Genomic DNA, 20,482 nt, shown 5'->3' with positions numbered 1-20,482 from the left:
GCCTTGTGCATTGCACTATGGTATTTGTCACGACCGACGACCACCAAGGAGGGAAACCCGATGCTGCGAATTCTAGGCAAGGCTTCATCAATCAATGTGCGCAAAGTGCTGTGGACCTGCGCCGAACTGCAGATCCCGTTCGAGCGTGAAGATTGGGGCTCGGGCTTCAAATCCACCGACACACCTGAATTTCTCGCACTCAATCCTTGCGCCATGGTGCCGGTGATTCAGGACGGTGATTTCACCCTGTGGGAATCAAATTCGATCATTCGTTATCTGGTGGCGCGTTTTGACGGTTCGCACCTTTATCCGGCGGATGCGCGCGAGCGTGCGCGCATCGATCAGTGGCTGGACTGGCAGCCTTCGGAGCTGAACCGCTCGTGGTCGTATCCGCTCATGTCGCTGGTGCGCAAATCACCGGACTATCAAGACCCGGAGGCATTGGCCGCTGGATGCCGGGACTGGTCGCGCAACATGGAAATCCTCGACCGGCAGCTGGAGAAAACCGGCGCCTATGTCAGCGGCGAGCAGTTTTCCCTGGCCGATATCCCGATTGGCTTGTCAGTCAATCGCTGGTTCGAGACGCCGCTCGCTCATCCGCACCTGCCCGCGGTCAATGCCTACTACGAGCGCTTGAGCCAACGTCCCGGTTATCTGCTTTACGGCCGCAACGGCACGCCGTGATCAAGGCTATTTCGCCTTGAACGCCTCACGCCGCGCCTGCCGTTCGGCGGCGTAGGCTACTCGCGGCTGGCTGATCAGGTCTGCGCGCTGCAAAGGTTCGCCGCAGTGGTCGCATAGCGGACCCAAACCTGCGTCGTGATGACAGGTTTTGTGGGTCATGTTCACGGCCACTCCCTCTTCCGGTGCCTTGCACCAGGTTTCTCCCCATGCCCGCAACGCAATCACCACCGGATAAAACGCCTCGCCTTTCGCGGTGAGGTGGTACTCGTAGCGTTTCGGCCGCTCGTTGTACAAACGACGCTCGACCAGCCCGTGCGCCTCGAGGTTTTTCAGGCGGGCGGCGACCATCTGCGGGGTGCCAGCGGTTTGCGCCAGGATCTCGTCATAGCGATGGCTGCCCATAAACAACTCGCGCAAAACCAGTACTGTCCAGCGATCACCTACGATTGCCTCCGCCCGCGCCACCGGGCACAGCGTGTCAGCAGGCGGACTATCATTTGTTGCCATCAGCGCTTGCCTCTTTCTTGATTACTATGATTATCATATCAACATGGCGCCGGGACGAGCCCTGCGCACTGTTCAAACTCTTTGCCGGAGCAAACAGCCATGTTGCCACCTCGCTACCCGCTGGACAGAACCGCTTACTTGCTGGTCGATCCGTACAACGATTTTCTCTCGGAGGGCGGCAAGGTCTTCCCACTGATCAAACCGATGGCCGACCAGATCGGTTTACTGGACAACCTGCGCAAACTCGACCGCGCCGTGCGCGGCCTGCAGATTCCGGTAGTCATCGTCCCCCATCATCGCTGGGAAAAAGGCGATTACGAAAACTGGGATCACCCCACCCCGACCCAATGCAAGATCATGCACATGCACCATTTTGCCCGTGGCGAATGGGGCGGCGAATGGCATCCGGACTTCGCGCCGCAGGACGGCGACATCGTGGTTCAGGAACATTGGGGCTCCAGCGGTTTCGCCAACACCGATCTGGATTTTCGCCTGAAACAGAAAGGCATCACCCACGTGATCATCGCCGGTCTGCTGGCCAACACCTGCATCGAAGCCACCGCCCGCTATGCTTCTGAACTGGGCTATCACGTCACCTTGGTGCGCGATGCCACCGCCGCGCTCAAAGCGGAAATGATGCACGCCGCTCACGAACTCAACGGCCCGACCTTCGCCCATGTCATCGCCAGCACCGACGAACTGATCGCCAGCCTCAACCCACACGGTGCAGCGCAGTGAGCCGATCCGGCGTTTGACACGGGTCGTATCCGTGGAAACTTTCGTGGCCATCGCCGACACCCTGCGCCAAAAACCACAATCACACACCGTGACAATTATTCTTCTGCACGCACCACACCGCGCTCTTCAAGCAAGCGCACAAACATGCTCAGGCTGCGCGACACCGTGCCCCGCCGCCACACCAGCCAAGTGGTCAGGTAGCGAAAATCTGCCGCCAGCGGCCAGACACTCACCGTCGCGCTGCCGGGCATGCTTTGCAGCATTTTGCGTGGCATCAGCGCCAGGCCTGCGCCGGCGCTGACGCAAGCGAGCATGCCGTGATAGGACTCCATTTCGAAGATCTTGCCGGGCACGGCGGCGTCGGTGCTGAACCATTTTTCGAAGTGGTGACGGTAGGAGCAGTTGGAGCGAAACGCATAGATGCTCTCGCCGTTCACATCCGCCGCGCGCTGGACTGGCGGATGGTTAAGCGGTGCGATGACGACCATTTCCTCTTCAAACGCCGGCACGCCCTCCAGCGCCGGATGCAACACCGGGCCGTCGACAAATGCAGCGGCCAGACGCCCGGATAGCACGCCGTCGATCATTGTCCCGGACGGGCCGGTAGACAGGTCCAGATCGACTTTGGGGTGCAACTGGTTATACGCCGCCAGCAGTTCCGGGATGCGCACCGCGGCGGTACTTTCCAGCGAACCCAGAGGAAATGCTCCCTGGGGTTCTTCACCGGCAACCGTGGCCCGCGCCTCTTGCACCAGATCGAGAATGCGCCGTGCGTATTCAAGAAAACTCCAACCGGCCGGTGACAGGCGCAAACGGCTTTTTTCACGAATAAACAGATCGACGCCCAGATCCTGCTCAAGCTGTTTGATCCGCGTGGTCAGGTTCGACGGCACGCGATGGATCTGCGCGGCGGCGGCGCTGATGCTGCCGTGTTCGGCCACGGCTTTGAAGATTTCCAGCTGCACCAGATCCATAGTCATTCTCTAATCGTGAAAGAAACGATCTTTATTATTCAGTTTCCAGAACACAAACACCACCCTACTCTAGGCCCATCCCATGAACACGCAGGACGAAAGCCATGAGCCAGATTTCCAGCCAGACCTACGCCATTTCGACCAACCCTGCCACTGGCGAGCAGATCGGCCACTACGCGTTTGAATCCGCAGAAGCCCTCGATGCCGCGCTGACCCGCGCCGCCTTCGGCTTCGGCAAGTGGAAACGCAAGCCGTTGCAAGATCGCTCTCGCGCCCTGACCGCCCTCGCCGGCGCGCTGCGTGAAACCGCTGAGGCCATGGCCACCATGATCACCCTGGAAATGGGTAAGCCCATTGCCCAGGCCCGCGGTGAAATCGAAAAATGCGCCAAGCTCTGCGAGTGGTACGCCGAACATGGCCCGGCCATGCTCGATGCTGAACCGACTCAGGTTGAAGGCGGCAAGGCGCGCATCGAATACCGCCCACTCGGCCCGATCCTCGCCGTGATGCCGTGGAACTTCCCGATCTGGCAAGTGCTGCGCGGTGCCGTTCCAGCGCTTGTCGCCGGCAATACCTACGTTCTCAAGCATGCGCCTAACGTGATGGGCAGCGCTTATTTGCTGCGCGATGCGTTTACCCGCGCAGGCTTTGCCCCCGGCGTGTTTGAAGTGATCAACGTCACTCCAGAAGGCGTCTCCAGCGCCATCGCCGACCCGCGCATTGCCGCCGTTACGTTGACCGGCAGCGTCCGCGCTGGCATGGCCATCGGCGCTCAGGCCGGTGCCGCGCTGAAGAAATGCGTGCTGGAGTTGGGCGGATCTGATCCGTTTATCGTGCTCAATGACGCCAATCTCGACGAAGCCGTTCAGGCCGCAGTGATCGGTCGCTACCAGAACTCCGGTCAGGTCTGCGCGGCGGCCAAGCGACTGATTATCGAAGAAGGCGTCGTCGAAGCGTTCACCCGCAAATTCGTTGAGGCAACGCGCAAGTTGAAGGTGGGCGATCCGCTGTCTGCCGACACTTACATCGGGCCGATGGCGCGTTTTGATCTGCGTGATGAACTGGATCAGCAAGTGCGCGACACCCTCGAGGAAGGTGCGACCCTGTTGCTCGGCGGCGTCAAAACCGCTGGGGCTGGCAACTACTACGAGCCGACCGTGCTGGCTGACGTTACCGATCGCATGACTTCGTTCAAACAGGAACTGTTCGGCCCGGTCGCCTCAATTATTACTGCCCGCGATTGCGCGCATGCCGTCGCGTTGGCCAACGACAGCGAATTCGGCCTGACCGCGACGATCTACACCGCCAATGTGCAACTGGCACAGCAACTGACCAGCGAGCTGGAAACCGGCGGCGTATTCATCAACGGTTATTCCGCCAGCGACCCGCGCGTGACATTCGGCGGCGTGAAGAAGAGTGGGTTTGGCCGTGAGCTGTCGCACTTCGGCGTTCGCGAGTTCTGCAATGCGCAGACGGTGTGGCTGGATCGCCGCTGATCGTTAGCAGAAAATGCTGCCGCTCGATGCCCTGCAAGTTGCCCATTGCCGTGAGCCTTCTATAGTGATCAGGTCCCCCTGCTTTTGGGGCCCGATATCGAGCGCTTTTCATGATCGCCCCCGAACGCCTGATCATCTGCGAGCACTGCGATTGCGTGTATGAAAAAGCCGTGCTCGGCAAACACCAGAAAACCCTCTGCGTACGCTGCGGCGGGGTGCTCGAACGCTTCAACGGACTGACCGTTGAGCAGCGTCTGGCCCTGTCGTTCACGGCGGCGATGCTGTGGCTGTTCGCCAATTTCTATCCGGTGATGAGCATCAGCCTCAAAGGCTTGAAAAACAGTGCGACGCTGTGGGATTCGGTGCTCGCCCTGAGCCAGGGGCCGATCACGTTCATGGCGATGGTGGCCGCAATCTCGATCATTATTGCCCCGGCGTTTCAGTTGGTGTTGCTGATCTGGGTGCTGAGTTTCGCCCTCTCATCCCGACGCGCGCCAGGCTTCAAGGTCTGTATGCGCTGGCTGGAAACGCTGCGCCCGTGGAGCATGCTGGAAGTGTGTTTACTGGGGGCGATGGTCGCCGTGTTCAAACTGGCCGGAATGCTTGATGTGCTGCCCGGGATCGGCCTGTTCGCCCTGGCCGTGCTGAGCCTGATGATGATCCGTATTGCCGGCCGCGACATCCGTGACCTCTGGGACATCTTATGAAGCGACCAGCGACCGCCAGCGAGCTGAACCTGTGCCTGTGCCACAGTTGCGGCCTGGCCTGCGACATGACCGTCGAACCGCATGAGTGCCCGCGCTGCGACGCCCCGCTGCATCGGCGCAAGACCAATTCGCTCACCCGCACCTGGGCCTATCTGCTTGCCGCACTGGTGTTTTACGTGCCGGCCAATTTGCTGCCGGTGATGAACACCACGATGCTGGGCAGCGGCGCCGACAGCACGATCATGAGCGGCGTGCTGGAGTTCTGGCAGCACGGTGCGTGGGATATCGCGCTGATCATCTTCATCGCCAGTATTGCCGTGCCGGGCGTCAAGTTCGGAGCCCTGACGCTGTTGCTGATCACTGTGCAGCGCGACAGTGGCTGGGCGCGGCGGGAGCGCTCGAAGCTGTTTCGATTCGTCGAGTTGATCGGCTATTGGTCGATGCTCGATGTACTGGTGGTTGCCCTGGTCGCGGCGCTGGTGAAATTCCAGACGCTGGGCGATATCGAACCGCGTTCGGGCATCCTGTTTTTCGGCATGGTGGTGGTGCTCACCATGCTCTCGGCAATGAGCTTCGACCCGCGACTGATCTGGGATAACGCGCCGGACGACGAAACGCTCAGCGACGCACCCTCTCAAGCAACACCTGCAAGGGATGGCGCACTGCCCGATCCGACTGGCGCTTGACCTGGCTGCGGCACGAATAGCCGGTGGCCAGCGCCTCGCCTTTCTGCGCTGGCGCGTCGATCTGACGCGCCCACGACTGTTCGTAGATCACTGCCGACGTGTCGCGGTTGCGCGCTTCGTGGCCATAGGTGCCGGACATGCCGCAGCAGCCGGTGGCCTGAGTGGTCAGTTTCAATCCCACGCGCGCGAACACTTGCTCCCACTGCCGGGTCGCGGCCGGTGCATTGGTTTTTTCCGTGCAATGCGCCAGCAAACGGAAGGTCTCGGCGGTGCCTTCTGGTGCCTGTTCCGGCATCACGTCGAGCAGCCATTCCTGCAGCAGCGCGACCTCCGGACATGCCTGCATACCGGGGACTTTCTGATATTCCTGGCGATAAACCAGGGTCATGGCCGGGTCCAGCCCCACCAGCGGCACGCCGACATCCGCCAGTTCGCGCAACTGTCGCGCATTGCGTAGAGCCGCGCGGTTGAACGCCGACAGAAAACCCTGCACATGCAGCGGCTTGCCGTTGGCACTGAACGGCGCCAGATAGACCTGATAGCCAAGCCGCGAAATCAGCTCAACCAGATCCGCCAACAGCGGCGCTTCGAAGTAGCGGGTAAACGCGTCCTGCACCAGCACCACGCTGCGCTCGCGTTGCGTCTGGGTCAGCGCAGACAAGGTCGGCACCGTCGCCGGCTGCACCTGCCAACGGCGCATCGCTGCGTGGAAATCGAAACGGCTGAGCAACGGCACATCAACCATGCCGCCCAGGCGTTCCAGCAGTTGTCGAACCACCGACGCGCCCATCAAACCGTTATACAGCGCCGGAATCCGCGCCATGCAGGGGATGCTGTATTCAAGCGACGCGATCAGATAATCCCGCGCCGGACGCAGGTAGCGGCTGTGATACAGCTCGAGGAACCGCGAACGAAACTCCGGCACGTTGACCTTCACCGGGCATTGGCCCGCGCAGGATTTGCACGCCAGACAACCGGCCATGGCGTCGTAGACCTCATGGGAGAAGTCCGGCGTTTGCGCGCGGCTGTTGCGCCAGCGCTGCCAAAAAGTGCTGAAAAACGCGGGTCGACGAATAGCCTCAGACAGCACATCAACCCCCGCCTCACCCTGCAATCGCAGCCATTCGCGGATCAACGACGCCCGGCCCTTGGGCGACTGCGCGCGCTCACGAGTGGCCTTCCACGACGGGCACATCGCGTCATCAGGATCGAAGTTGTAACAAGCGCCGTTGCCATTGCAGTGCATCGCTGCACCGTAGTCCTGCCAGACTTTCTCGTCGATCTGTCGATCCAGTTCGCCACGCAAGGTCACTTCATCAATCTTCAGCAGTGCTGCGCCAGTGTTGGCCGCCGTCGCGATTTTGCCCGGGTTGAATTGGTTGAACGGGTCGAACGCGGCCTTCAGCGCTTGCAGCGCCGGATACAGCTCACCGAAAAACGCGGGCGCATATTCCGAGCGCAGGCCCTTGCCGTGCTCGCCCCACAGCAGACCGCCGTAGCGTTGAGTCAATGCGGCGACGCCATCGGATACCGGCCGCACCAGCGCCGCTTGTTGCGGATCTTTCATGTCGAGAATCGGCCGCACGTGCAGCACGCCGGCATCGACATGACCGAACATGCCGTACTGCAAACCGTGGCTGTCGAGCAGATCGCGCAACTCGGCGATGTACTCGGCAAGATGCTGCGGTGGCACGGCCGTGTCTTCGACAAACGGCTGCGGCCGCGCTTCACCGGCAACGTTGCCGAGCAAGCCCACGGCGCGTTTGCGCATGCCGTAAACCTTGTTCACCGCGGCGTGACCTACCGCCAGCGTGTGGCCCAGACGCTCAACGGTAAGGTCGTTGCTCAAGTGCTCAACGAACGCTTCGACACGGCGCTGCAGATCTTCGGCATCGTCACCGCAAAATTCCACCAGGTTGATCCCCAGCGTCGGCCGTTCGGGACTTTGTGGGAAATACTCGGCAACGCCGTGCCAGACAATGTCCTGCATCGCCAGCAACAGCACTTTCGAGTCGACAGTTTCAATCGACAGCGGCTTAAGCGCCATCAGCGCCCGGGCATCACGGAGCGCGTCCATGAACCCGGCGTAGCGAATGTTCACCAGCATCGTATGTTTGGGGATGGGCAATACATTCAACTTCGCCTCAACCACAAAACCGAGCGAACCTTCGGCGCCACACAGCACGCTGTTGAGGTTGAAGCGATTGTCCGCCTCGCGCAGGTGCGCCAGGTCGTAACCGGTCAGGCAACGGTTGAGATCGGGAAAGCGCGCCTTGATCAGCGCACCTTGCTCATCAATGATCTGCCGCGCACAACGATAGACTTCGCCGATCCGATCTTCGCGGGCGCACTGCGCTTCAAGTTCGCTCTCCGCAAGCGGCTGACCGTGCAGACGCTCGCCGCCGCGCAGGATCATATCCAGCTCCAGCACGTGATCGCGGGTCTTGCCATAGGTGCAGCTGCCTTGGCCGCTGGCGTCGGTGTTGATCATGCCGCCGACGGTGGCGCGGTTAGAGGTGGAGAGCTCTGGGGCGAAAAACAGCCCGGCTGATTTCAGCGCGGCGTTGAGCTGATCCTTGACCACCCCGGCCTGCACGCGCACCCAACGCTGCTCGACGTTGATCTCCAGAATACGGTTCATGTGCCGCGACAAGTCGACGACGATACCGTCGGTCAACGACTGGCCATTGGTGCCGGTGCCACCGCCGCGCGGGGTGATGACCACGTGTTGGTAGGTCGGGTCGGCAATCAGTCGTGCGACCTTGGCCACATCCTCAGCGTCCATGGGAAACACCGCAGCTTGCGGCAGTCGCTGATAGATCGAGTTGTCAGTGGCCAGCACCACGCGACTGGCGTAGTCGGCGCTGATTTCACCACGAAAACCGCTGGCCTTCAGCGCATTGAGGAACTGCTGGTAATTGGAGGTTTGCGCGGTTGCGGGCGACAGCTGGGCAATCATTGGTCAGGACATCTCGGTAAAAATCGGGCCGTGTGGCAGTGAACAGTTGTACGCAACGAATGATTGCGTCAGGCTCCGCCATCTCATGTTGCCCATATTCATTGCTGACGAACGTTGGGACAACCGTAAATTCGACCCGCTATTGATGACTTTTACGAATGAATCCGCGCACGCTCACGCCTTCCATGTCGTTACTGCTGGCCTTCGAGGCTGCCGCGCGCCACGAAAGCTACACCCGCGCCGCCCATGAACTGTCGCTGACGCAAAGTGCGGTCAGCCGTCAGGTGCAAATCCTCGAGAAGATGCTCGGCATGCGCCTGTTCAGCCGCGAAGGCCGGCAAGTAGTCCTGACCGACGTCGGACGCATGTATCAGCGCGAACTCGCCGAAGCACTCGGGCAGATCCGCAGCGCCACTTTGCAGGCCATGGCATTCGGCTCCGGCATCCATAGCCTGCGGCTGGCAACGCTGCCGACCTTCGGCTCGAAATGGTTGTTGCCGCGACTCAAGGATTTCTACACCGCCCACCCGGGCATGACCGTGCACTTGCACTCACGCATCGAAGCCATCGATTTTGATACCAGTGAAATCGACGCGGCGATCTGTGTGGGTGGCGGCGAGTGGCCGGGGCTGACCGCCCTGCCCCTGCACACCGAGGAACTGGTGGTCATCGCCAGTACGCAACTGTCCGAAGACGAGCGCAACGACGCTGGGCAACACATCGCCGGGCAATTGCTACTCAACGTCAGCAGCAATGCTCAAGCGTGGACAGAATGGTTCAGCCAGCACGATTTGCCGCATCGCAGCATGCGCATCGGCCCGAGCTTCGAAATGACTGCGCATCTGATTCAGGCGGTGCGGGCGAATATTGGCGTGGGCCTGGTGCCGCGGATTCTGGTCGAGGACGAACTGCTGAATGGGGAATTGCTGCAACTGGGCGAACCGATTACCAGTCGACGCAGCTATTACCTGGTGTACCCGCCGCGCAATGAAGCGCTGCCGTCGTTGAAGGCGTTTCGGGATTGGTTGGTGGAGACGCTTTGAGGATCGCGATGACCGCCGGGGAGTCAGCAAATTTCCACGATTGGCTAGCGCTTCAAGGGCGGTGGCGCGCTCGGCCCTTTGAAAAGTGATTCCTCAAGCGGCTTCCCGTCTGGCCCCTTGAAAAAGCGCTCGTATTTCTTAGGCATGGGTTGCGGTGCTCTTGCGGTCATGATCAATCCTCTAGTTCCGGGCTGAATTCAACCCATTTAACCTTCGCGGAATCTATCAGCAAAAATTCGGCACCAGAAGACGCTGACTTGCCATCATCGCCGAGCCAGCGCGGATTCTGCATCACGAATTGCCCACTGGCTGACTCAGGCGGCCACTCGATCGGCCAGCCAAGTACGCGCCTTTCGTCGATCAAATGCAGGGTAATGACTCGATCATATTGGACGAATGCGCAGAACCATTCGCTCGGGTAGGAAGATTGTTTCGTTACGTTTCTGTTGCGCAACCATCGATGCAATTTGTCATTGGTGGCCAAATAACAGGCCAGCAGTCCAAGTAGCAACGAAGAAAAGAAAGCCCATAATGTCTCAGCCTTACCATCCCATTTCCCTATAGAAAACCCTTTCGCCCCCACCCACAAACAGACCACACCAATTCCTGTAACCGCCCCATGAATCACAAACGTGAAAATCAACGCCTGCACAATCTGGCCAAACGTATCCGGCCGCCTGAACGCTGTAAGCGAATAAAAAATCCACGTCGATAGAAAACCGGGAATCAGATACTGCAACAACGGAATAACTTCTTTGACCAGATCATCCATGATCCGTGGCTCCTTGAAAGACATGCCGGCCTGATTTTCGGCCGGCACTCCAAAGCCTGGCGCACGCTGAAAAAACCCTCACGAGCAACTGTCACAGCTCATTTCGCCAAGCCTGAAACCTGCGCATCCTGCAAAATCAGATCCGCGCCCGTCTCCAACGCCATCAGCACCGCCGCATAACCGCGGATCAACCGAAGCGGGATTTTTTTTGCAACGCAGAGGGTTTATGCGACCGGAATCATCGGGTCGGCAGCCGCGAGCGCAGTGACGCGATCCGCCGCTGGTGGGTAAATCCACTGGGTATTGATCTGGGTCTTCAACGCTTTGCCTTCCTGTTTGACCAGTTTCACCTGACGATCCCAGCCTTCGGTGTACACCGCGCCCCAGGCGCCGAGGTCCAGGCAGGTCACGTATTTGGGCTGGCTATACGGCGTCGGGTCAACCCCGAGAATCTGCGCCGCGACGTTGTTGCCGGCATGACGACCCAGCGAGATCGCGTGCTGGCAAGTCATCAGCGCGTAATTGCCGATGTCATCACTGGCCGCATAAGCCACATCACCCGTCGCAAAGATATCGTTCTGGCCGATGACTTTCAGGTTCGCATCGACGTGCAGGCGTCCCTGCTTGTCGCGTTCGGCGGGAATCTGCTCCGTCAGCGAACTGGCGCGTACACCGGTGGTCCAGACCACTGTTTTCGCGTCGATGTGTTGACCGTCCGACAGGGTCACGCCCTCGGCATCGACAGACTGCACGGAGACACCCAAGCGCCATTCAACGCCCAACTCTTCGCTGGCCTCGACGATGGATTCGCTGATCTGCTCGCCCATCGACAGGCCGATTTTCTGCCCACGATCAACAATGATGACCTTGATGTCAGCCTGCCCGCCGAAGATTTCACGCAGCCGCGCCGGCATTTCCGTTGCGGTTTCGATCCCGGTAAAACCGCCACCGGCGACCACCACGGTGTTGCGTGCAGTGCTTTCTGGCAAATCCTTCAGACCTTTCAAATGGGTTTCGAGGCGAACGGCGGCTTCGATGCGGTCGACGTCAAACGCATGCTCGCTAACGCCTGGCGTACCGGACTGAGCCAAGCCGCTGCCGGAGGCCAGCACCAGTTTATCGAAGTGAAACACTTGCCTGGTGCCTGCGGCATCGGTGTATCCGACGGTTTTGCCCGCCACGTCGATGGTCTCGGCAGCACCTTTGATGAAGTGAACGCCGACCGCTTCAAATAGTTCATGCAGCGGTGCAGCCAGCTGATGAGCATTCGGCTCGTAGAAACGCGGACGAACTCGCAGTTCAGCCTGAGGTGCGAGGACGGTCACCTCAACATTGTCGCGAGCGTGGATATCGACCAGACGCGTGGCGCTCAATGCGCTCCACATGCCACCGAAACCTGCGCCAATTACCAGAATGTGCTGTTTCATGTTTATCTCCGGGCTGATTGCCACGTACGGAAAAAAGGAGTGAAGAGTTCGTGCTGATCGGGAGTCACTGGACCGTGAAACTAAAAAAATTTGAAACTCGCGGATGACTGCTCACCCGATATAGCCGACTGTATTGGTCGTATATCTTCCGGACAAGACAGATTATGTGATAGTTGCCATCGAAAACATCGATAGCTCAAATACTTGACACAGGGAGGCCATAACGCCATTAAACAGGCATATTTCGGCAAAAAGGGATATCCGAAAGCAGGGAATTACACCCGCGCGCCCGTTGCCGGCCAAAGGTGAGCCTGCTAACATTTACGACAAATCAGGTCGGACTTCTATATGGCTCTTTACAGCGCAGGCGTCGAATACGGCATTCATTGCCTGACCTTTCTGGTTGCCAACGGTGGCGACAGTCGGGAGGCCAGCGTGCGTGACCTCGCAGAACTGCAGGGTGTGCCACTGGAGTATCTGGCAAAGATCTTCACCAAACTCGCCAAAGCCAAAGTGGTGGTCGCCACTGAAGGCGTGCGTGGCGGCTTCAGCCTGGCGCGGCCGGCAGACGAAATCACCCTGCTCGACGTCGTCAACGCCATTGATGGGCGCAAGAATATTTTCGAATGCAGAGAGATTCGCGGGCGTTGCGCCCTGTTTGAAGGGGATCCGCCGGACTGGGCCATCGAAGGCACCTGCTCGATCCACGCCGCCATGATGACCGCGCAAAAACGCATGGAAGATGCCCTCGCCCAGCAGACCATTCTCGACATCGCCAGAAAGGTTGGACGCAAGGCGCCGGCGCAGTTTGGCCAACAAGTCGAAGACTGGATTCAGGATCGACGCGAGAAAAAGGGCAACTTCGGCACCATCCCGCTGACCGACATTTCAGACTGATCGCGCTCTACTGGTATCGCCAGCCAAAAAAAAAGCAGAAACCGAAATCCGGTTTCTGCTTTTTTTTGCACCCGACAATTGCTACAGGCAATCACGCACAGATTGGCGTAGCGAGCCGGACTTGGCCCACGGCGGGCCTTGGTACAAGGACACGCTGCTGCCGTCCTTGTATTTGACGATTTCGAGGATTTCGTCAGCCGTGATGATGCTCGGCGCGGTGATGCGGTAACCGTTGGAGATCGATGCCTGCGAGGTTTTCGCAACATCCTTCTGCCACAACGGCAATACGCACGCGGCATAGTCTTTGGGCGCCTTGCTAGTGGTCTTTCTGACATTGGGCTCACCCGGCACCAACGAAGTCGGCAACGAGCACCCTGCCAACATGGCCAACGCCAGACTCCCGATCCATATCCGCATGATGTTTCCTTTTGCTAAAAAAGTGAATGTACCGCCTAACAGACAACACATCCATCGTGGCATCGCGCCCGCTGTGGAGATTGGACAATCTTTTACACCCATTCAGCGGTATCACAGACAAACCACGCGCGACGGGTGAAAAATGCGACTACTCTTTTTTACCGAGAATGTTCCGGAGGTGATCATGCGTCTCAACGAATACGAACATGAACTGCAACGCGACTTGCAAAGCGTCGCATCGGATCTGCGCTGGTCGGCAGTCGATCTGAAACGCATCGCCGAGCAGCTGCGCAAATCTGGTAACGAGGCTGACGCGCAGTCAGTGCTGAGATCCTGCGAGGTCTTGCAAAGCGATGAAGAGCGGCTGCAATTGTACGCCAGGGAAGTGAAGGCACGGGCAATCAGTCGTACCAAAGTCCACTGACACTTACCACCGCTGCAAACCAAGGCCCTGGCATTAGCCGGGGCTGCTTTTTTTTACAACCCGTTATCTCGCTTCAAGCCTCTGAACACGCGTTTAGGGTTTTCTGCATCCGCTCGCACCACGCAAGCCTGTTCAGCATTTGGCACTTCTCTCAATACTCGACGCTCCAACGTCAATGGAACCTTTAATCAAAGGCTCGGCTCGAATATTGCAGTTATGTTTCTATTTTGTGACAGCAGTAACAGGCATCCGATGAAAGTACGTGCAACCGTCATTTGCGAACAGGATCGACATATCCTCTTGGTGCGCAAGCCCAGCTGCCGGTGGAATTTGCCTGGCGGCAAAGTTGAACCTGGCGAAACCCGGGCAGACGCTGCCGTGCGCGAATTGCAGGAAGAAACCGGACTGGATGCCGATGAAGTGCTCTACCTGATGGAACTGCAATACGGCGGAACCCGACATCATGTCTATGAGGCGTCGGTGCTAAACATAGAAGAGTTGCGCCCGCAGAACGAAATCACTGATTGCATCTGGTTTCCGTTAGGCGCGGTACAGAATCTGGATACCAGCGAAGCAACGCTTCGCATCGTCCGGGCCTTTCAACGGCGTTTATAAACATCAACCGGCGAAGGCCCTGCGGCCGGCACTGATTTCTGTACGCAATTCGCCAATAAAGTTGGAAATGTCGCGGATCGTGACGAGATGTTCCGGGGAAACGCCGTTGAGCAGCAACTCGACGCGTCCGCTGCCGGGCTCATAGACTTTGATTTGAAGCAGCCCCTGAGGCGTTGAAATGCACTCGCATTTAAACGTGGGAAAGCCGGATTCGACAATGCGACAGATGTCGGCAATGGCAAGCATGGCGGGGCGCCTCAGGCGTTGAATCGATCGATCCATAGAGCATAGATGGGCGATGACTGCCCCGCCCCCGAAAAACGCCAACCCCATCACACTTTTCATGCGTCCCGTCAGTGAGCGTCGTGATCCCAGATCCAGTTCCACATGCCCGGCAACTGCACCGACTCGCAACTTTGCCGAACCGTACGCGCCAGCGCAGCCTTCTCCAATTCAGCGTGATCGTCATAAAACGGCTTTTGCGCCAATCTCACGCCGGTGGTCGCGGCGCTGTCGAGCAGGATTTGCAGGTATTCGCGCATGTGCCGCGCGGTATAGCGGTTCAGATCATGAAAGGTCACCACCACAGGAATCACACCGTCCACTGTCGGAAACTCTCCCAGGGCGATGCGCTCACGCACTTTCGACAGCTGCTGCAACATGTTCGCCCGTCGGCGAGGGCTTGCGTTGAAGCCCCAGATCTTGCCGTCATTGGCACTCAGATCCGTGAGCAACACCTGCAAGCCATGCTGTTGATAGGCGGCGAACGTGCGTTTGTCGTAATTCCAGAATGGCGGTCGCAACAACTTCGGCGGCGCTCCGGTGAGGGCGGCAATGTCAGCGGAGCCGTTGGTCAGCGATTCTTTGAGTTCCTGCGGGGTGAGCGAGCGATGGTTGGTGTGCCAATGGGTCGCTGTATGAAAACCGAGGACATGCCCCTCTTCGAACTCGCGCCGCATGATGTCGCGACCAATTTCGCTGTTGCCAGCCCGGGGGGCACGCGTCTGGACGAAAAATACCGCTTTGATGCCCGACTGCACCGGGTTGTCTTTCAGGCTGTCGAGCACCGTCGCTGATGGATTCCAGAAACTCGAGGCGCTGGGGCCATCATCGAACGTCAGCAGAAAACGCACCGGCGCTTGAGCCTTCAGCCGGGATTCGGTTTGCGCGGTCAGTTCAATGGGCGCGGCAATGCAGCCAGCCAGCACCAGGGCGATGACCGCTGCACAAAAAAGTTTGAATCCGGATGTCATGTTTTGCCTTGAGCCCGACCACTGCGTTCATTTTATTGATTGGCAAAACTCCCTCGCCCTTATCCACCCCTGCGCTCGGCTTCGCGGGCCGAGGTTGGATAAGGTACACAGGGTTTGGTTCCAGCGCTCGCTCTGTGCGCCAGTGACTGCTGAAACGAGCCGACACGTTCACCGGTCACCCCGCCAGGGAGTGAAGCAAAGAGCCAACTAAGCTGATATTTCCTACAGGAGATTCAGCCGATGTGCGGAAGACTCTCGCAGTACCGGGGCATTCACGATTTCGTCGCAGTGCTGAGCATTCCCGATGCGTTGATCAATCATGTCGGCGAAGCGCCGCTGGCTCGATACAACGCAGCGCCGACCACCGCGCTGGCGGTCCTGCATCAACACGAACAACGTGTGTATGCGGACAACCTGCGCTGGGGCTGGCGTCCGCACTGGGCAAAGGACCGCGCCGCGCCGATCAATGCGCGGGTGGAGAAAGTCGCGCACGGGCCGTTTTTCCGCGCGATCTGGCGTCACCGCTTGATCGTGCCGGTCGATAACTGGTTTGAATGGGTCGATGCCGAGGACAAAACCCGACAACCATGGCTGATTCGTCGGGTGGATCATGGGCCAGTTTTCTGTGCCGCCATTGGGCAATTTCCGACACCGGGTGCGGATGCTCGTGACGACGATGGATTCGTCATCATCACTGCCGACAGTATGGGCGGCATGCTCGATATCCACGACCGTCGACCGGTGGTGCTAAACGCCGAACTGGCGCGCGAATGGTTAGACCCGGCGACCCCGGTGGAACGAGCCGAGCAGATGTTGCTGTTCGAGGGTGAAGACGCAACGGCGTTTGAGTGGCACAAGGTCGTCAAAGCTGTCGGCAACTCACGCAATCAAGGCCCCGAGTTGATCGCTGAAGTGGCCTGAAAATTTGCCAGCACCACACGTTCTCTCTTATGTAGGAGTTGCCGAAGGCTGCGATCTTTTGCTTTTCCAGATCAAAAGATCGCAGCCTTCGGCAGCTCCTACAGGTGGCGCAAAGGCTTTACAAATGGTGTTTCAATCTTGAGACAAGCGTATATAAAACAGTCGTTTGAGCGAACTAACCGCTTGTCTGACATTTCAATCGTCATACATACATTTACATTCGCTACGGATAGCATGCGCGCCGCATTTCCAATTGGTATACCAGTTGACCAGAGAGTCAAGAAACCAGGATTCCCTATAACTTCTTCAAGCCTTGCAGAGAAATAAGTTGCGCGACGATTTTGCAATCAAACAGGTCAGTGGCCTGGAGTGTATTCATCTGTCCACGACAGAACGCTTTCAACTCGACTGTTTTATCGGCCATTACATCAAGACCCGAAACCTGAGTTCAGTCCCTGACATCGAACGTATTCTGCGCACCACTCTTGATGAGTATCCCGGCCAAGCGCCGGTAATGGTCAACGAGCTCAATGCCTGGATCGACCGAACCCTGGGTTATCGGGCGGCACACCCCGATTTAACGCAGTTCGAAGACCTATGAAACGCAAAGCCCCGTTGATTCGGGGCTTTGGCAATTCACCATTCAAGGCTTTAGCGGGCGTTCCTGATCGCGATCCGACAGCTCTCGGCTGTCGTCATGTTTCCAGGTCTGCTCCTCTCTCCTCTTCTGTTGCTCGACCTCTTCTTCTGATGGCTCATCCTCATCATCCAGATGCGTTTTCTCAGTTGCCATATCCGCCTCGCTTTCAGAAGTCATTCATCGTCGATAAAGCGTAGAACAGTTTTCATCGCGCGACTTGTAACCACTCGACGCTGACAGCAAACACCATGTCCGGCTAACAAATGCGCTAAATCGCGCCGTCCGTGAGCCGCGGCTGGCGTAACATGGAACCCATCACAAATGCGTCAGGGAGACGACATGCTGTACCGAATCGCAGCCGACGGGCTGGTGCTGTTTCATTTGCTGTTCATTCTATTCGTGCTGTTCGGCGGACTGCTGGTGCTCAAGTGGCCGCGACTGATGTGGCTGCACTTGCCGGCCGCCGCGTGGGGCTTCGCGGTCGAGGTGTTGCACCTGACCTGCCCCCTGACCTACTGGGAAAACCTGATGCGCCACGCCGCCGGACAAACCGAGTACGCCGGCGGTTTCATCGAACATTACATCTGGCCGATCATCTACCCGGCCGGGCTTACACCGCAGATTCAACTGGTGCTAGGCAGCGTGGTGCTGATAATCAACCTGCTGGTTTACGGCCGATTGTTCCGCTCGAGAAAACAGCGCCGAGCCAGCCGTATTTCGCTTTAACGCGACGCAGGTTTCAAAGCCTCCAGCCACGCCGGGTCAAGGCGTGGCTGGTCGACATCGAGACCCAGCGCTTGCATCCGCTCCTTGTGCTGCTCGACTTCGCGATGCAACTGCGCATGATCGCTGGAGTTGCCATCCAGTTCATGCATCTGCGTCAGCCCCAGATGATAGAAGCGCAACACTTTCATCGCGATCGGGTCATTCTTTTCCACTGCCGCCGTCACCTGATGCATCACATTGGTCACGCTCATCAAATTGCGCTTGAGCCGCCAGCTATACACCGCCGGCGCCATCCAGCTCTGATTCCAGAAGCGCCCGCGCAGCAATGCCGCCGTCAGCAGAAATGCCAGAAAAACCCCGCCGACATTAAACCGCAGGTTATCGCCGCCCGGTTCTCCGAACAGCTGCACCGCCACCGTTGAAAACAACATCGCCAGCACCAGGAACAGCACGGCGATGATCAGCGTGCTGCGGCGGGTCTGCTGGCGAAAAGTGGCGGCGTCCATCGGCTGAATCTCGAACATCACTAATGACTTCCTTGAGCAAGAAAAAGAGGCACAACAGAAAAACGGGCCCGCGCATTATCGCCTCTGCGATGGATTTAGCTATGCTGGGGCCCCTTTTCATCTTTTCATCGTCCAACGGGGACATGGCGGTATAGCGCAGATCGTGCCATCTTCATTCATGGCTACACACTATTCGGATGCCATTCGCCTGGTTCTGGGATGACATCGTTTTAAGGATCATTGCATGACCCAACGACACGTAATCAATGCTTCGGTCAGCCCCAAAGGCAGCCTGGAAACCCTTTCTCAACGTGAAGTGCAGCAGCTGAGCGAAGCCGGATCCGGCAGCACCTACACCCTGTTCCGCCAGTGCGCCCTGGCCATCCTCAACACCGGCGCTCATGTCGATAACGCCAAGACCATTCTTGAAGCCTACAAGGACTTCGAAATCCGCATTCACCAGCAGGATCGCGGTGTGCGCCTCGAGCTGCTGAACGCTCCGGCCGATGCCTTCGTCGACGGCGAAATGATCGCCAGCACCCGGGAAATGCTGTTCAGCGCCCTGCGAGACATCGTCTACACCGAAAACGAACTCGACAGCCAACGTATCGATCTCAGCACTTCGCAAGGCATCAGCGACTACGTCTTTCACCTGCTGCGTAATGCCCGCACCCTGCGCCCGGGTGTCGAGCCGAAAATCGTCGTGTGCTGGGGCGGTCACTCGATCAACACCGAAGAATACAAATACACCAAGAAAGTCGGCCACGAACTGGGCCTGCGCAGCCTCGACATCTGCACCGGCTGCGGCCCCGGCGTGATGAAGGGACCGATGAAAGGCGCCACCATCGCCCACGCCAAACAGCGTATTCACGGCGGTCGCTACCTCGGTCTGACCGAGCCGGGCATCATCGCTGCCGAAGCGCCAAACCCGATCGTCAATGAACTGGTGATCCTGCCGGACATCGAGAAACGTCTGGAAGCGTTCGTGCGTGTCGGCCACGGCATCATCATCTTCCCGGGCGGTGCCGGTACGGCGGAAGAGTTCCTCTATCTGCTGGGCATCCTCATGCATCCGGACAACGAGGGCTTGCCGTTCCCGGTCATCCTGACCGGGCCGAAACATGCTGCGCCGTATCTGGAGCAGCTCGACGCGTTCGTCATCGCGACCCTCGGTGAAGCGGCCAAGCAGCACTACGAAATCATCATCGACGACCCGACTGAAGTCGCGCGCCAGATGACTCAGGGCCTTAAAGCCGTGAAGCAGTTCCGCCGCGAGCGCAACGACGCGTTCCACTTCAACTGGCTGCTGAAGATTGATGAGGGCTTCCAGCGTCCGTTCGATCCGACCCACGAAAACATGGCCAACCTCAAGTTGCACCGCGACCAGCCACCGCACGAACTGGCGGCCAACCTGCGCCGGGCGTTCTCGGGCATCGTCGCTGGCAACGTCAAGGACAAAGGCATTCGCTTGATTGAAGAACACGGGCCGTATCAGATCCGTGGTGACGCAGCGATCATGCAACCGCTCGATGCGCTGCTGAAAGCTTTCGTTGCGCAGCACCGGATGAAACTACCGGGCGGCGCGGCGTATGTACCGTGTTATCGAGTGGTGGCGTAAAAGCTCCCAAGGTATTGGGTGTGGCTGAAAGGTGCGGCCGTTGACGTTGGGGATTGCGGCTGCGATTGATGGTGCAGTGCTGAACGAACACGGATACGCGGCGAACCGGCTGTTCGCCATGGGGCTGCTGCTTCGCGGGATGTGGTGGGAGAGCACGGCGTTGACGGATGTGGCGTTGCAGGCGAAGGCGTTGGCTCTGAGGCTGGTAGTCGAGGTTGCCGTTGGTCGGAATAAAGGCCCTACCTGTAATTTCTGACAGTTGTGGACCTTAGCCGGCAGTGGTGTGATTGCTGCGCAGCGATACCTTCGCGTGCTCAACCTGTTTTTTAAAAGAATAAAGAAATGGCTAAGGAAGGTCTGAAGTACCCACCGATTTTTGAGGCCCTCGCTGCTTGAGGTTCAAAAAATCCAAGTCGGCCGAAAAACAGACCCTTCTTGTCTTTAATTCACGGCTCTTTCCTCTGATCGTGCT

General features: G+C 58.5%; 23 protein-coding genes and 1 pseudogene. 14 read left to right on the top strand and 10 right to left on the bottom strand.

Annotation, left to right across the window (positions count from 1 at the left end):
* Window positions 1-60: 60 nt before the first annotated feature.
* Window positions 61-684, top strand: coding sequence for a glutathione S-transferase family protein (locus IEQ42_RS24350; protein ID WP_210705727.1), 624 nt, complete (start codon window positions 61-63; stop codon window positions 682-684).
* Between the two features lie 6 nt (window positions 685-690).
* On the opposite strand, the gene IEQ42_RS24345 is transcribed toward IEQ42_RS24350, so the two are convergent.
* On the bottom strand, window positions 691-1,191 hold the full coding sequence (locus tag IEQ42_RS24345; protein ID WP_210705725.1) for a winged helix-turn-helix transcriptional regulator: 501 nt from the start codon (window positions 1,189-1,191) through the stop codon (window positions 691-693).
* 99 nt (window positions 1,192-1,290) lie between these two features.
* Between IEQ42_RS24345 and IEQ42_RS24340 the strand changes: the two genes are divergently transcribed.
* Complete coding sequence (locus IEQ42_RS24340; RefSeq protein ID WP_210705723.1) at window positions 1,291-1,929, top strand: cysteine hydrolase family protein; 639 nt, start codon at window positions 1,291-1,293, stop codon at window positions 1,927-1,929.
* Between the two features lie 95 nt (window positions 1,930-2,024).
* Here IEQ42_RS24340 and ptrR read toward each other — a convergent pair whose 3' ends face one another.
* A complete protein-coding gene (gene ptrR / locus IEQ42_RS24335; protein WP_210705815.1) occupies window positions 2,025-2,903 on the bottom strand; it encodes a putrescine utilization regulator PtrR in 879 nt (292 codons plus the stop codon).
* A 104-nt stretch (window positions 2,904-3,007) separates the two neighbouring features.
* Here ptrR and IEQ42_RS24330 point away from each other — a divergent pair, with 104 nt between their 5' ends.
* The 3 genes from IEQ42_RS24330 (at window position 3,008) to IEQ42_RS24320 (ending at window position 5,792) form a co-directional block, all read left to right on the top strand.
* Window positions 3,008-4,399: an aldehyde dehydrogenase family protein gene (locus IEQ42_RS24330; protein ID WP_210705722.1), complete on the top strand. Its 1,392-nt coding sequence runs from the start codon at window positions 3,008-3,010 to the stop codon at window positions 4,397-4,399.
* A gap of 110 nt (window positions 4,400-4,509) precedes the next feature.
* Window positions 4,510-5,106, top strand: a complete 597-nt coding sequence (locus tag IEQ42_RS24325; RefSeq protein WP_210705720.1) for a paraquat-inducible protein A — start codon at window positions 4,510-4,512, stop codon at window positions 5,104-5,106.
* A complete protein-coding gene (locus tag IEQ42_RS24320; protein WP_210705718.1) occupies window positions 5,103-5,792 on the top strand; it encodes a paraquat-inducible protein A in 690 nt (229 codons plus the stop codon). The genes IEQ42_RS24325 and IEQ42_RS24320 overlap by 4 nt, the downstream gene beginning before the upstream one ends.
* On the opposite strand, the gene ydiJ is transcribed toward IEQ42_RS24320, so the two are convergent.
* The gene (ydiJ, locus tag IEQ42_RS24315; RefSeq protein WP_210705716.1) at window positions 5,725-8,751 is read right to left on the bottom strand and encodes a D-2-hydroxyglutarate dehydrogenase YdiJ; all 3,027 of its coding nucleotides are present in this window, start codon (window positions 8,749-8,751) and stop codon (window positions 5,725-5,727) included. The genes IEQ42_RS24320 and ydiJ overlap by 68 nt on opposite strands.
* Window positions 8,752-8,909: 158 nt before the next feature.
* Between ydiJ and IEQ42_RS24310 the strand changes: the two genes are divergently transcribed.
* Window positions 8,910-9,794 (top strand): LysR substrate-binding domain-containing protein, encoded by an 885-nt coding sequence (locus IEQ42_RS24310; RefSeq protein ID WP_042559552.1) that lies wholly within the window; start codon window positions 8,910-8,912, stop codon window positions 9,792-9,794.
* A 172-nt stretch (window positions 9,795-9,966) separates the two neighbouring features.
* On the opposite strand, the gene IEQ42_RS24305 is transcribed toward IEQ42_RS24310, so the two are convergent.
* Window positions 9,967-10,566: a DUF6338 family protein gene (locus IEQ42_RS24305; RefSeq protein WP_210705714.1), complete on the bottom strand. Its 600-nt coding sequence runs from the start codon at window positions 10,564-10,566 to the stop codon at window positions 9,967-9,969.
* A gap of 224 nt (window positions 10,567-10,790) precedes the next feature.
* Window positions 10,791-11,993, bottom strand: a complete 1,203-nt coding sequence (locus IEQ42_RS24300) for an NAD(P)/FAD-dependent oxidoreductase (protein ID WP_150598155.1) — start codon at window positions 11,991-11,993, stop codon at window positions 10,791-10,793.
* Window positions 11,994-12,341: 348 nt separating this feature from the next.
* Here IEQ42_RS24300 and IEQ42_RS24295 point away from each other — a divergent pair, with 348 nt between their 5' ends.
* A complete protein-coding gene (locus IEQ42_RS24295; RefSeq protein ID WP_210705712.1) occupies window positions 12,342-12,890 on the top strand; it encodes an RrF2 family transcriptional regulator in 549 nt (182 codons plus the stop codon).
* A gap of 81 nt (window positions 12,891-12,971) precedes the next feature.
* On the opposite strand, the gene IEQ42_RS24290 is transcribed toward IEQ42_RS24295, so the two are convergent.
* Window positions 12,972-13,307, bottom strand: coding sequence for a hypothetical protein (locus tag IEQ42_RS24290; RefSeq protein WP_210705710.1), 336 nt, complete (start codon window positions 13,305-13,307; stop codon window positions 12,972-12,974).
* A gap of 184 nt (window positions 13,308-13,491) precedes the next feature.
* Between IEQ42_RS24290 and IEQ42_RS24285 the strand changes: the two genes are divergently transcribed.
* Complete coding sequence (locus tag IEQ42_RS24285) at window positions 13,492-13,731, top strand: hypothetical protein (RefSeq protein ID WP_007910805.1); 240 nt, start codon at window positions 13,492-13,494, stop codon at window positions 13,729-13,731.
* A gap of 252 nt (window positions 13,732-13,983) precedes the next feature.
* Complete coding sequence (locus IEQ42_RS24280) at window positions 13,984-14,346, top strand: NUDIX hydrolase (RefSeq protein ID WP_210705709.1); 363 nt, start codon at window positions 13,984-13,986, stop codon at window positions 14,344-14,346.
* A 3-nt stretch (window positions 14,347-14,349) separates the two neighbouring features.
* On the opposite strand, the gene IEQ42_RS24275 is transcribed toward IEQ42_RS24280, so the two are convergent.
* Both IEQ42_RS24275 and IEQ42_RS24270 read right to left on the bottom strand, forming a co-directional pair.
* The gene (locus IEQ42_RS24275; protein ID WP_210705707.1) at window positions 14,350-14,592 is read right to left on the bottom strand and encodes a DUF1652 domain-containing protein; all 243 of its coding nucleotides are present in this window, start codon (window positions 14,590-14,592) and stop codon (window positions 14,350-14,352) included.
* Window positions 14,593-14,699: 107 nt separating this feature from the next.
* Window positions 14,700-15,599 (bottom strand): polysaccharide deacetylase family protein, encoded by a 900-nt coding sequence (locus IEQ42_RS24270; RefSeq protein ID WP_210705705.1) that lies wholly within the window; start codon window positions 15,597-15,599, stop codon window positions 14,700-14,702.
* Between the two features lie 240 nt (window positions 15,600-15,839).
* Here IEQ42_RS24270 and IEQ42_RS24265 point away from each other — a divergent pair, with 240 nt between their 5' ends.
* A complete protein-coding gene (locus tag IEQ42_RS24265) occupies window positions 15,840-16,520 on the top strand; it encodes an SOS response-associated peptidase (protein WP_210705703.1) in 681 nt (226 codons plus the stop codon).
* Window positions 16,521-16,848: 328 nt separating this feature from the next.
* On the top strand, window positions 16,849-17,121 hold the full coding sequence (locus tag IEQ42_RS24260) for a hypothetical protein (protein WP_210705700.1): 273 nt from the start codon (window positions 16,849-16,851) through the stop codon (window positions 17,119-17,121).
* 42 nt (window positions 17,122-17,163) lie between these two features.
* On the opposite strand, the gene IEQ42_RS24255 is transcribed toward IEQ42_RS24260, so the two are convergent.
* Complete coding sequence (locus tag IEQ42_RS24255) at window positions 17,164-17,337, bottom strand: hypothetical protein (RefSeq protein WP_155401132.1); 174 nt, start codon at window positions 17,335-17,337, stop codon at window positions 17,164-17,166.
* 162 nt (window positions 17,338-17,499) lie between these two features.
* Between IEQ42_RS24255 and IEQ42_RS24250 the strand changes: the two genes are divergently transcribed.
* Window positions 17,500-17,886: a DUF2784 domain-containing protein gene (locus IEQ42_RS24250; protein WP_210705698.1), complete on the top strand. Its 387-nt coding sequence runs from the start codon at window positions 17,500-17,502 to the stop codon at window positions 17,884-17,886.
* On the opposite strand, the gene IEQ42_RS24245 is transcribed toward IEQ42_RS24250, so the two are convergent.
* Window positions 17,883-18,410: a DUF3087 family protein gene (locus IEQ42_RS24245; RefSeq protein WP_210705696.1), complete on the bottom strand. Its 528-nt coding sequence runs from the start codon at window positions 18,408-18,410 to the stop codon at window positions 17,883-17,885. The two genes, IEQ42_RS24250 and IEQ42_RS24245, sit on opposite strands and share 4 nt — an antisense overlap.
* Window positions 18,411-18,636: 226 nt before the next feature.
* On the opposite strand from IEQ42_RS24245, the gene ppnN reads away from it, so the two are divergent.
* Both ppnN and IEQ42_RS24235 read left to right on the top strand, forming a co-directional pair.
* Complete coding sequence (gene ppnN, locus IEQ42_RS24240) at window positions 18,637-20,010, top strand: nucleotide 5'-monophosphate nucleosidase PpnN (RefSeq protein WP_042559566.1); 1,374 nt, start codon at window positions 18,637-18,639, stop codon at window positions 20,008-20,010.
* Between the two features lie 37 nt (window positions 20,011-20,047).
* Window positions 20,048-20,266, top strand: a pseudogene (locus tag IEQ42_RS24235) (hypothetical protein); the annotation flags it as partial.
* Between the last annotated feature and the right edge of the window lie 216 nt (window positions 20,267-20,482).

The organism is Pseudomonas iridis (genome assembly GCF_017980685.1).
GTDB lineage: Bacteria > Pseudomonadota > Gammaproteobacteria > Pseudomonadales > Pseudomonadaceae > Aquipseudomonas > Aquipseudomonas iridis.
The sequence above is the reverse complement of the archived record's forward strand: the minus strand, read 5'-3'. Positions and strand labels throughout refer to the sequence as shown.